The sequence below is a fragment of the Zhouia spongiae genome (assembly GCF_022760175.1).
Lineage (GTDB): Bacteria > Bacteroidota > Bacteroidia > Flavobacteriales > Flavobacteriaceae > Zhouia > Zhouia spongiae.
Genome location: NZ_CP094326.1, coordinates 3,522,772 through 3,535,246, shown reverse-complemented (window position 1 = coordinate 3,535,246; position 12,475 = coordinate 3,522,772). Strand labels below are relative to the sequence as shown.

At 38.5% G+C, this 12,475-nt stretch carries 11 protein-coding genes; 10 read left to right on the top strand and 1 reads right to left on the bottom strand.

Annotated features, from left to right (window positions below; genetic code table 11):
- Positions 1-67 precede the first annotated feature (67 nt).
- The 10 genes from MQE36_RS14970 (at position 68) to creD (ending at position 11,026) form a co-directional block, all read left to right on the top strand.
- On the top strand, positions 68-2,404 hold the full coding sequence (locus MQE36_RS14970; protein ID WP_242936782.1) for a TonB-dependent siderophore receptor: 2,337 nt from the start codon (positions 68-70) through the stop codon (positions 2,402-2,404).
- A gap of 18 nt (positions 2,405-2,422) precedes the next feature.
- Positions 2,423-3,148, top strand: coding sequence for a DUF4198 domain-containing protein (locus MQE36_RS14965; protein ID WP_242936781.1), 726 nt, complete (start codon positions 2,423-2,425; stop codon positions 3,146-3,148).
- Positions 3,149-3,268: 120 nt separating this feature from the next.
- Positions 3,269-3,601, top strand: a complete 333-nt coding sequence (locus tag MQE36_RS14960; protein ID WP_242936780.1) for a hypothetical protein — start codon at positions 3,269-3,271, stop codon at positions 3,599-3,601.
- Positions 3,602-3,604: 3 nt separating this feature from the next.
- Complete coding sequence (locus MQE36_RS14955; protein ID WP_242936779.1) at positions 3,605-3,889, top strand: hypothetical protein; 285 nt, start codon at positions 3,605-3,607, stop codon at positions 3,887-3,889.
- Positions 3,890-3,899: 10 nt separating this feature from the next.
- Entirely contained in the window at positions 3,900-5,468 is a 1,569-nt protein-coding gene (locus tag MQE36_RS14950) for a PepSY-associated TM helix domain-containing protein (protein ID WP_242936778.1), read from the top strand.
- A gap of 65 nt (positions 5,469-5,533) precedes the next feature.
- On the top strand, positions 5,534-7,450 hold the full coding sequence (locus MQE36_RS14945; RefSeq protein ID WP_242936777.1) for a TlpA disulfide reductase family protein: 1,917 nt from the start codon (positions 5,534-5,536) through the stop codon (positions 7,448-7,450).
- A 78-nt stretch (positions 7,451-7,528) separates the two neighbouring features.
- Positions 7,529-8,359 carry an META domain-containing protein gene (locus tag MQE36_RS14940; RefSeq protein WP_242936776.1) on the top strand — a complete coding sequence of 277 codons (831 nt, stop codon included), beginning with the start codon at positions 7,529-7,531 and terminating at the stop codon, positions 8,357-8,359.
- Positions 8,360-8,682: 323 nt separating this feature from the next.
- Positions 8,683-9,294 (top strand): hypothetical protein, encoded by a 612-nt coding sequence (locus MQE36_RS14935; protein ID WP_242936775.1) that lies wholly within the window; start codon positions 8,683-8,685, stop codon positions 9,292-9,294.
- A 2-nt stretch (positions 9,295-9,296) separates the two neighbouring features.
- Complete coding sequence (locus MQE36_RS14930; RefSeq protein ID WP_242936774.1) at positions 9,297-9,590, top strand: winged helix-turn-helix domain-containing protein; 294 nt, start codon at positions 9,297-9,299, stop codon at positions 9,588-9,590.
- 53 nt (positions 9,591-9,643) lie between these two features.
- Positions 9,644-11,026 (top strand): cell envelope integrity protein CreD, encoded by a 1,383-nt coding sequence (creD, locus tag MQE36_RS14925; protein ID WP_242936773.1) that lies wholly within the window; start codon positions 9,644-9,646, stop codon positions 11,024-11,026.
- A 79-nt stretch (positions 11,027-11,105) separates the two neighbouring features.
- Here the strand turns inward: creD and MQE36_RS14920 are convergent, their stop codons facing one another.
- On the bottom strand, positions 11,106-12,314 hold the full coding sequence (locus tag MQE36_RS14920) for an NAD(P)-dependent oxidoreductase (protein WP_242936772.1): 1,209 nt from the start codon (positions 12,312-12,314) through the stop codon (positions 11,106-11,108).
- Positions 12,315-12,475 lie beyond the last annotated feature (161 nt).

The following is a 12,475-nucleotide window of genomic DNA, read 5'->3' as shown; positions in this document are numbered from 1 at the left end:
CTTATTTGAATAATAGTGCCAGTATATTTGCCTTTATTTATTTAGACTAATTATAAATACGAAATTTATGAGACTATTTTTTACTTTGTGTACATGTATAGGCTTTGCTTTTACTGCCTTCTCACAAAGCGGTAATATCAAAGGAAAGGTTATAACTTCAAGCGGAGAAGCAATTCCTTATGCGAATGTCTGGTTAGAAAACACTCAAAAAGGAGATGTAACGGACCAAAACGGATCGTTTGAGATTAAAAGTATTAAAACGGGATCTTATAAACTGATCGTTACAAGTGTTGGATACCGCAAGAGCCTGAAACAAATTGAAATAGCTGCCGGAACTCTGAACTTACCGGATATTGTTCTTACGGAAACTACAGAATCGCTGGGCGAAGTGGTGGTGAATGGAAAAGGGAAAAATGATTTTCTCATTAAAAAGCCTTCTACCTCATTGCGACTGACAACAGAAACGATGAAGCTTCCACAGAATATACAAATCGTCAGCGATGCTCTTTTGAAAAGCCAGAATATTACGAATATGATGGAAAGCGTAACCCGGAATGTAAGCGGAGCCATGATGATCGAGCATTGGGGGCATTTTGCACGAATCAATATGAGAGGTTTCAACCTACCGGCTTTTAGGAACGGAATGAACGTTCAGATGCCTTGGGGACCATTGTCTCAGGATGTGAGCATGGTAGAACAAATAGAATTTGTTAAAGGTCCGGCCGGATTTATGCTATCAGCGGGAGAACCCGGCGGTTTCTATAATGTCGTAACCAAAAAACCTACAGAAGAAAGAATCAACGAACTGACCCTCTCAGTCGGGAGTTTCAACAACTATCGCTTTGCCTTTGATTCAGGAGGAAAGCTGACGTCAAACGGAAAATTAAAGTACCGGCTAAATGCTATGTACGAAGACGGGGAATCTCACATAGAATACGATGAAAGTAGCAGGTATAGTATCGTACCTTCAATTTCTTATAGCATATCAGATAAAACGGTATTTACAACTGAATTAACATATCAAAACGCCGATCTGATTGTAGGGTCTGCATATGTATTCGCTCCGACCGACCCGGGTTTTGAAGCGGTAGACAGAAATTTTTCTTCTATTGATGAAGGTGCACCGGTTTCAAATATTGAAGAGTATAGCCTGACTTCAAATGTAACCCACAGGTTCAACGACAAATGGAATATAAGCGCTCAGCATATGTATATGAAGTACAACGCAGAAGGAGCGAGTTTTTGGCCACGGTCTGTGGCTGATAACGGAGACATGATAAGAGGGGTGAGTATTTGGGATGCACTGAGTACAAACCAATTGGCCCAGATATATATGAATGGAGAATTTAATACCGGAAATATAAGGCATAAGATAATGGGCGGATATGATTTCAGGGATCTGGAATACTATGCAGATTGGAACCAGGGAGGAGCTATAGACCAGACACCGTTCAATATATACAACCCTGTATATGGCAATGCAGTATGGCCTGAGTTCGACCGCTCAATACCGGTAAAGGTTAGAGGGGCTGCCAACTTGCAAGGAACCAAATACAATGCATTTTATGTACAGGATGAAATCTGGATGTTCGACGACAAATTAAGACTGACCTTAGCCGGAAGATATACAGATGCAGATATTTTTGCTTATGGAGATTCAAGTAAGGAATCGAAATTTACCCCCAGGGTAGGAATTAGCTATGATATCCTTCCTTCACTTACCGTTTATGGCCTATTCGATCAGTCGTTTACTCCGAATTACGGTATTAGCAGAACCAGTCAGAAATTTGACCCGGTAGAAGCTCAGGACATAGAAGCAGGAATTAAAAAATCGTTTTATAATGGACGCTTGAAAGCCGGGCTTACGGCATATCAAATTACAAAAGACAATATATTGGCAACCGACCCCGAAGATGTTAATTTTTCTGTTCAGGTAGGCCAGGTACGATCCAAAGGTTTTGAATTTGACCTGCAAGGAGAAATAACACCTGAGTTAAATGTAGTACTTAACTATGCAAATACCAATGTTGAAGTTACTGAAGGAAATGAGTTTTATGTTGTGGGAACCAGGATAGCAGGTCATGCAAAGCATATGACTAACGGTTGGTTGAACTACAACTTCAAAAACGAAAGTGCACTTAATGGATTTGGAGTTTCATTGGGGTATCAATACCAAATAGACAGGTCTTCCTGGGCATGGAATGCAGATAATGAAGCCTTGCTCCCTGATTATTTCAGACTGGATGGAGGGCTGAGCTGGCAAAACGATCATTTAAGAGTAAATGTAAATGTAAATAATATTCTGAACGATTACCTGTACTCTGGTTCTGCATATAGTCAGTATGTATACTGGCAAAGCGAACCGGGTATTAACGGCAGGATTACAGTAGCATACAGATTTTAACCATAAACAATATTCGTGATGAAAAGGAAAATAATCGCACTATTAATGTTTCTGATAGCAGGCAACACATTCGCTCATTATCTCTGGATCGAAACAAATCCGGTCGGTTCCGAAAATAAAAAGCATGAAGTAAAAGTCCGCTTTGGAGAATATACATATGGAGTTATAGAAAAGGTAAATGGAGAGGCATTTAAAAATGTAAGTCAATTCAACGTTTGGCTGATCGCACCTGACGGTAGTAAAAGTGCTCTGGAAGTGGCTCCGAAAGACGATCATTACCTGGGAGTTTTCATTCCCGGACAAACAGGAACCTATACCGTTGTATTAGATAATAAAAATATGAACGTATTGGATTATACCCAATATGATTTCGGGATTTTCAAACCTCAATATCATGCCAAAGCGAAGGTGTCAGTAGGGGAAACAGCTGATACGGCAAGGAGCAATGCTGATGGTATTGAGATAGTGGATATCAGCTCTCGTCCGGCTAAAAAGGGAGAGGAGGTAGCCTTACAAGTATTGTTTAAAGGAGAACCGCTAATCAAAAATGAAATTGTCGTGTATGTGTCCGACCTGTGGAGCAAGAAAATGGAAACGGATGAAAAAGGTGAAATTTCGTTTAAACTTCCCTGGAAAACCATATATACTGTCGAGGCCACTTATAATGAAACGACCCCGGGAACCTTTAAGAATGCAGATTATGAGTTTATATGGCATTGTGCTACCTATTGTATAAAACTCTAACAACGATACAAAGAGAGTAAGTGTTAATTATTTGAGTTAGTAGCTAGTTTTAAAACACTTATTATAAACCCCGGATCTGAGTCCGGGGTTTGGTTATTAACCATAAAAACAGCATATTATATGTATACCATTGTTTTCTTAATGGCTTTTATCGGGTTTTATACCTTGTACAACGCTTCTGAAAAGGCAGTGCTGGAAGGATCTTTTGTTTTAAGCAGATGGCTTAGAGCCAATATCAGGATGTCTAAGATAATGGGCCTGTTTTTTTTATCGGTTTCTTGTGCAATGCTGATGTGGTCCTCCGGTATCGCAGCAGGTGCATTTATAGCGATAGTGATTTGGATGACTGTAGGAAGCCTTATCGTAATACTGGCACCTTTAAAGATCTTCAGGGCAAATCATCTGGCCTTCATTTTTTTGATCACTTTTGTTGTAGAAATAATAATCCTATAAACAATGCCGGCAAATAAAAAACACCTAACGAAATCACCCTGGCAGCGTTTTGCCAAAATAACAGCAGCCATTCTTGGCGGGTACCTTGTAACGGTAACGTTTCATCTGGCACTGAGTTCCTGGTTCGATAAGACGGTAGTACTTATAACCATGACATTTACGGGCTTTATGTTATGGATAACATTAATGATTCTTGCTTTTCTGGCTAAAAACGGATGGAAGGTCTGGGCTGCATACCTTCTTTTATCAGGAATTTGTTGTTTAGCTACCTATTGCGCAAACCTCTAATTTTTTGTATATGAATGTAAAAAACTACAATATATTTTTTCACCTGCATACCGTCAGCGGTATTATTATCAGCGCCCTGTTATATGTGATTTTCTTTGCAGGCTCCTTTTCTTTTTTCAGGGATGATATAAATAACTGGGAACGCAACCAGGGAGCATTACAAAAAGAATCGGAGGTCGTAAATGATGAGATACTGCTTAATTACGACGAAGCTTTAAATCATGTAGCGAGACAGTACAACCTGTACAGTTCAGATGTATGGTTCAGGCAGTCGCATATCGAAAGAAACGTAAGCGTATCTGTTACACCGGCGAAAGATACGTTGGTGGCCAAACAAAGCAAGGTTCCGGGATTCTTCTACCTTGATTCAAAGAACTACAGTATTTCCAATTATACAGAACAATATCAGTTGGGCGAATTTTTATATCGTTTGCATTTTTTTACCCAGATACCTTATCCGTACGGCTATCACCTGGCAGGTTTTGTGGCATTATTCTTTTTATTTGCCATTGTAACAGGTGTTCTGGTGCACTGGAAAAAGATCGTTTCAAATTTTTATGTGTTCAGGCCCAAGGCAAAATTGAAAACGATATGGACAGACGCTCATACGGCGTTAGGGATCTTGGGGGTACCATTTCAGTTCGTACTGGCGGTAACCGGGGCATTTTTTATGATTAAGGGACTCTTATTGTTTCCGGGGATATCGGTTCTATATGACGGGAATGCTAATAAACTCTATCAGGATTTTGGCTATAGTGAAGTACCGATAGCGTACAATGCGTTAAAGTTGGAAAAAACATACAGTATAAACGATTATGTAGAGCAAACCGAAAAAAGATGGGAAGGTTTTCACGCTACTTCAGTATATATCAGGAATTACGGCGATACCAGCATGGAAGTTAAAGTTGGAGGCGAATTGTTGTATAAAGACCAGCTTTCGAGCAGTGGCCACGTTGTATATAAGGTTGAAACAGGAGAGGAGATAGCCGTTAAAGACCCTTTAAAAGAAACGACATATACAGATGTAGTTAAAAATCTGTTGTACAGGCTTCATTTTGGCGATTACGGGGGGTATGGATTAAGAGTGGTCTCTTTTATTTTAGGTATTATTACCTGTTTTGTAATTATATCCGGAGTTTTAATCTGGCTGGTGGCAAGAGAAAAGAAAAGCATCCCGGAAAAGAAGAAACGCTTTAATCGCAGACTGGTTAATGTATACCTTGCCGTATGCCTGAGTATGTACCCGGTAACAGCACTGGCATTTATAGCGGTTAAGCTGAACAGCATGGCAGGACAGGCATATATTTACAAGTTTTACTTTTTAACCTGGCTTGGGATGTCTATTTTCTTTATCCTGAAGAATGATGATTACAAAACTAACCGGATAACATTATTTCTCGGAAGTGTTATTGGCTTTTTAATACCGTTTGTTAACGGTGCAGTAACCGGAAACTGGTTTTGGATAGCTTACCAAAAAGATCTGTTCAGCGTTTTTTTTATTGATGCTTTTTGGATGGTATTGTCTATAATAACCTTCTTGGTCTGGATGAAAATAAGACGGAAGGGAGCTAAACTTTAACAAGTAGTATTCCGTGAGATATTGTATATTTAGGATGTTCAATCATAAAACAACATAAGGAAATTATGAAATTAACATCTTATTTATTAGTTACTTGCACGATTTTTAGTGTTTTTTCGTGTAAACAGGCAGAACAAGCGAAAGATCCGGGGCAAGAGATAGGAGCATTGCTTTTATCTAAGGAAAAACCCCGGGCCGGCGATTCACTAAAGATTCAATACCATTCAGACGAAGAAGTTTCAGAGGCGTATTATTACTATGCTGTACATGACAGTTACTATCCGGTAGACATCCATTTCAAGGAAGACCAGGGAATTTGGGAAAGTACTTTTAAGATTCCTGATTCTGCAACAGCGCTTGCTTTTCATATCAAAACGGGAGAAGAATTCGACAACAATCACAAAAAGGGATTTGTAACGTACCTATTCAATGATAAAGGAGAGCCTATAGCCGGATCTAAAGCCAGTGCAGGAGGGTATTACACGCGATATGGGAACCGGATAAACCTGGAAATCACAAGCGATTCATCTTTAGTACTGTTTCGTGAAGATATAAAGTCGAATCCCGCGATTGCCGGGGAATGGGATTTTAGTTACCCCCGAATGCTTTATAAGGAAAACAAAGAAGAAGGAGAAGCCTATATAAAAGAACGAATTGCAGCCATCAGTGGGCAACAGGCTATAGATGAACCTGATTACAGAACCTTGGTGGCATTAAATGCTGCCATAGGGAACGATTCGATAGCTGAGGTATTGAAAAAAGAAGTTGTAGAGAAATTCCCTGACGGAAAAGCTGCACAAGAAGAGGTTTGGATGAAGTTCTATGGAGAAAAAGACCTGGAAAAGAAAAAAGAAATATTGGAAACGTTTACAAAAACATTTGGGAAAAATGATTTAAGTACGCGGATGACCGGTATGATAGCCAGGGCTGTAGCTGAAAATAAAGATTACGATACTTTTAAAGAATACGCTGCACGAATACCTGATAACGACCAGCAAAAGGCCAGCCTTTATAACAGTGTTGCATGGAAGTTGGCAGAACAAGGAGAAAACCTTGAATATGCAGCCCAAATTTCAAAAAAGTCCCTGGATATTTTGGAAGGATTGAAATCAGGCGATTCGGAAAAACCGGTTTATTATTCAAAAAATCAATATCTGAACAGCCTGGATCGCAATTATAAAATATTTGCAGATACTTATGCATTGATTCTTTTTAAAAGAGGAGATATTAAAAAGGCTATTGAGTATCAGGATATAGCTGTAGGAGAAGATGGAGGACCCGAAGCAAATGAGCGCTATGTACAATATTTACTGGCGGACGACAATCATGCCAAAGCCCGGGATAAGGCAGAAAGTTTTATCAAAAAAGGTGCTTCAACAGTAAAAATCAAGGAGTATTTAAAAACAGCATATTTAGCGAGTGAAGGATCTGACGATGGTTTTGAAAATTATCTGAAAGCGTTAGAAACAATAGCATATGAAAAAGCAAAGACCGAGATTGAAAGTAAAATGATGAACGAGGAAGCACCTGCTTTTCAGCTAAAGAATTTACAGGGAGAAGATGTTGTTTTGAACGATCTGAAGGGAAAGGTGGTTGTAGTCGATTTTTGGGCAACCTGGTGTGGTCCCTGCAAAGCTTCATTTCCCGGAATGCAAAAAGCCGTAACCAAATACAAAGATAATCCGGAAGTAGCATTTTTATTTGTTAATACCTGGGAAAGTACAAATGGAGATGCGAGGCAAAAATCAGTATCAGGTTTTATAGATGCCAACAAGTATACCTTCAACGTATTGATGGATACACCCGTAGAAGAGGGAAGTAGAGAATATGACGTTATAGGCAGATACAACGTGTCAGGCATTCCTACTAAATTTATTATCGGCCCGGATGGCAAGATCAAATTTAAATCCGTAGGGTTTAACGGGAGTGATGATAAACTTATAGAAGAGTTGGATATTATGATAGCGTTAGCACAATCATAAAGAATTAATGCAAATCTAATAAAGGTTTTAAAGGGCATTCGGTTTTTGGATTCCCTTTATACCTTAAATATTTTAAAAATGAAAAGAGTAATTTTTCCGGTTTTATTCGTTGCCATGGTCTTTACAGCTTGTAAAGATAACAAGACAACAAAAGAAGCAGACAATACGGAGCCTGTAGATTCCGTTACAACCGGTATGAAAGAGAAAAAAAGCAGGGAGAGCACTGTTGCGGTCACGGAGAACAATAGTGAAACTTATTTTAAAGGCGTAGGAACGGAACCTTTTTGGAGCATTGAATTTTCTGGCAAGATGATTAAATTCACATCCCTAACAGAAGCTCATAAAGAGTTTACAGTACCTGCAACAGAACCTGTAAGAGCAGCCGATGCAAATATAAAAATGTATAAGGCTGAAGTAGAAAGCGGAGCTATGAATGTTCAGATATCTCAGGGAGAATGTTCCGATAATATGTCTGATAAGGTATATGGATATAAAGTGAAGGTTGAAATAAAGAAAGGGAATGAAACTGATTATACGGTCTATGAAGGATGTGGTAATTATATCACCGACTATAGACTGCATGATATCTGGGTGTTGGAAAAGTTAGGAGAAGTAGAGGCAACTGCCGGGATGTTCGCCAAGGAACTGCCAAACATGGAAATTAATGCCGGAGAAAATAAGTTTTTTGGATATGCAGGGTGTAATAACATGAGAGGGCGTATATTTTTTGAGCAAGGATTGCTGAGGTTTACAGATGTTGTAACTACAGAAATGGCTTGTATGGGCGATAACAAGGAAGGGGATTTCCTGAAAGCTCTGCAAAGTTCGGTGAAATATAAGATAGAAAACAACAGCTTATATCTTTTTAATGATACTGGAACACAATTGGTGTTTAAAAAAGTAGATTAAGAGTACTCCGGACGATCGCTAAGTACCCGGGATATCACAGATCATTCTTTCTGATATTCCGGGTTTCTTTATTGACACAACTCATGTTTTCTGTGTAAAAATCCGCTAAGGGAGCTCTGTGGTATTTCGTGTAATACCAACCGTTCAGGATTTCCTTATTAATCAGGATCATAAGACATGGTTAGATTCTTCATGCTTCGATATTAGCAATCTGAAAGTATACTACCATTTAAATAGCTGTAAAGCAGCGAGCTTAAAATAGCCTGAAAAGTATTTGGTAGTTTCCATTTTAATGTTAACTTTGAATTGCAAAGTACTTTTATATGGATTCGGATAAATACTTAAAAGATATAGGGGAGATAAAAAGCTTGATGAACAGGTCTTCCAGGTTTATTTCCCTGAGTGGCCTGTCTGGAATAATGGCAGGTATTTATGCATTAACAGGAGCCGGTTTTGCATATTGGCTGGTAGCTAATTCAGGTCAAAAATATTTAATCCTCGATGGATACGTTTTTAGATGGGTAATGATCGATCTGGGTTTAATAGCAGGGTTAAGTATCATAACAGCTATTTTTCTTTCTACCCGAAAAGCCAGGACAAATGGAGAAAAGATATGGGATAGTACCTCAAAAAGGCTTATTATTAATTTTCTTATTCCATTATTAGCAGGAGGCATTTATATTCTTATTATTCTCAATCAGCAAAAATATGGGCAAACGGCAGCATTAATGCTTATATTTTACGGGTTGGCACTTATCAATGCCTCTAAATTCAGTATAGGAGATATCAGATATTTGGGACTCATAGAAGTTGCTTTAGGTCTGATATGTGCTGCCTTTCCAGGGTATGGATTCTGGCTATGGGTAATTGGTTTCGGAGTAATGCATGTTATTTACGGCGCGCTTATGTACTATAAATACGACAAGAAGCAGTAGGTTTGGGAATAATCAATAATATAAATAAAGTTTTTGATCATCGTATCAGGCTGGGTATTATGTCGGTACTGATGGTGAATGAGTATGCTGATTTTAAAACGCTAAAAGAACTTTTAGAGGTTACAGACGGAAACCTGGCAAGCCACACCAAAGCGCTGGAAAAAGCAGAATATATTGTTATAGAAAAGCAATTTATAGGAAAAAAACCAAACACGAGGTATATAGCCACAAAATCAGGCAGGAAAGCATTTAAACAGCACATAGAGGCGCTGGAAAATATAATACGTAAAGCTTAAATTTTTTTATCAACAAACTTTGAATTTCAAAGTACTTTAAATATTGATGTCTTATGAATATTAATGAAAACCCAGGAAAAGGAAAATTTGGTTATTGGATCAAAACATCCATAACGGCGAGAATGTTTATGGTAGGATTTTTAACATTGGTCCTTTTGATCCCTTTGATGTATGTTCAGGATTTAATTAAAGAGCGGAAGAACAGACAATCGGAAGTGATTCATGAGATAGGCACGAAATGGGGAGAAGAAGTGGTTCTGTATGGTCCTATGTTAAAACTGCCTTATAAGACCTATACAGAGAAAAAAGTGAAGGATGAAAAAACGAATAAGATATATACAGAGACTATAGAAGACATAGCCTATGTTTATCTTTTTCCGAAAAGTCTGGATGTGAAGGCTGAAATAGATCCGGAAGAAAAGTATTACGGTATATACAAGACAGCAGTTTACGATAGTAAAATGAAGGTATCCGGAAGTTTCTCAAGACCTCAGCTTTTAGAAGAAGCGGAAATCAGGGACGAAGATATTTTATGGAATAAGGCAAAGATCATTATCAAAACGTCTAATCTCAAAGGAGTCAGCAGTACAGTTAAGCTTCACCTGGGACAAAGCGATTATGAGTTCAGTTCTAAATATAACGGCGAAACAGATTACCAGCCTGAATTTGTTTCACTACACACATTAGAAAGCAAGGCTATAAGAGAGGGTGATCTTCCGATGAAGAAAAATGTTAACTTCTCTTTGCAAATGAACGTAAAGGGAAGTAAACAAATAAGTTTTATCCCGATAGGGAAGGAGACTACGACAGAAATACGATCCGATTGGAAAACTGCTAATTTTTTTGGAGAGTTTTTACCCTATAATGATGATAAAATTACGGAAACAGGCTTCGATGCCCGCTGGAAAGTATTGGATATAAACAGACCCTTTTCACAATACCATTTTAATGCACCTCCTAACCTGAGACAGTTTGCTTATGGGGTGAATTTTATGATTCCGGTAGACGAGTATCAGAAAAGTGAACGCTCTTCAAAATACGGTTTTCTGGTGATAGGACTTACCTTTCTGATTTTCTTCCTGATCCAATCCATCAGTAAGATTCATATCCATCCATTTCAATATTTGATGATAGGTTTGGCTTTGGTGATGTTCTATACCCTGTTAATCTCAATTTCCGAACACAGCAACTTTTTCAAAGCTTATTTAATTGCAGGGGCATCAATAATCGTGTTGATATCCGTTTATTCCAAATCAATATTAAAGTCTAACAAATTTGCCGGATTGATAGCAGTATCCTTAATTTCACTGTATACTTTTATTTACGTGATCATTCAGTTGGAAAGCTACGCATTGCTGGTAGGAAGCCTTGGCTTGTTTCTGATACTGGCAACGGTAATGTTTGTTTCCCGTAAAATTGATTGGGGTAATCAATAATGCCAATCACAATTTGATCTGCAGTTGGGCCTGATTAAAGAGAGTGGTCTCAACTGCAGCTATTTATGAGACCGGTCCGTTATACAAGCTCTCCATCTACATAATCCTGAAGATATTGGTATCGATCGGTGAGTTTGCCGTTTTTCGTCATCCGTGCTCTTTCTAAAATCCCATCCTTGTCATTGTTAAAAAAAGCTGGAATTACATATTTCAGGAACATTTCGCCAAAGCCTTCACTGGCATCACGGGGAAGCTCACATGGAAGATTATCTACGGCCATCACTGCTATGGCATTAATATTTTTAAAGTCGGTTTCCTGTTCATTTTCCGGATCATAACCATATATCGGGTCTGCAATGGTTGAAGGACGTATAGTTGATGCTACCGGTCCATCTATATCACAACTGACATCAGCGACTACTTTGATTTTAAAGTTGATCGATCTGGCATCTTCTTTTGTATATAAATATGGAGCGCCATCACCATAAAAGTGTCCTGCAATATAGAAATCAGTTACTTTGGCAAAACGCATAAAGTCGGAAACATAATCGTCCGGATTTTGATAAAAATCCTCTTTGTCTAAACCTTGTCCATCCTTACGTTTGTTATAGTCAAGTACATCTATCTGACAATAGACAGGTTCCTCAAAGGTATAATCGAGATAATCGTTTACCGATACTTGCCTGATATGCATGGCATCGAGCATTTCTTTAGCACCATTACCAACCCTTCCGGTTCCTGTTAGCAGGATTTTAATATTAGGTAGATGAATACGGTTTAAGGCATCGGTCAGAGCCTGTTGATCCGGCAGGTTTTCTGCCTTGGGCAAATTATATAAGTCGAATTTCAATCCATAGGCCCTGAAACCGTTATATGCACCCACTATACCGGCATAGCGGCCAAAAGCGACCAAACGATATCCTTCTTTGGCAGTAATGACCTCGTGGTCGAAGAGTTCTATATTCTTTTCAAGGACGGCTTGTAAAAGCCTACGGTTATAAGGTTGCTTCTTTATTGTGTGTGAAAAGAAAAAGTATTTTTTACTGGGTATGAGGGCATCGACCGGTACTTCTTTTACGCCCAGTAATACATCACATTCAGAAACATCATTTGCGGTAGAAATACCCTTTTCCAGATATTCTTCATCTATAAAAACCCGTATTTCAGAACTTTCTACATAAATGCTTGCTTCCGGAAATCGGGTCAATAACTTAAGGCAGGCATCCGGCGAAAATACAACTCTCTTATCGGGTGGGTTTTTACGTTCTTTAATGATTCCGAATTTCATACGATTATTATAACTTTTTTTGGTTGATAAGTTTCAAATGTAACATAACTGAACTTATGGCACAAAACTTTTTTTGGAATAATTTTTGATTTACATTTGCAGACGCGTTAGGGATTAAGGAATTGTCGGAGCTCTTTTTTAAGAATGAGAAAGAGCGACGG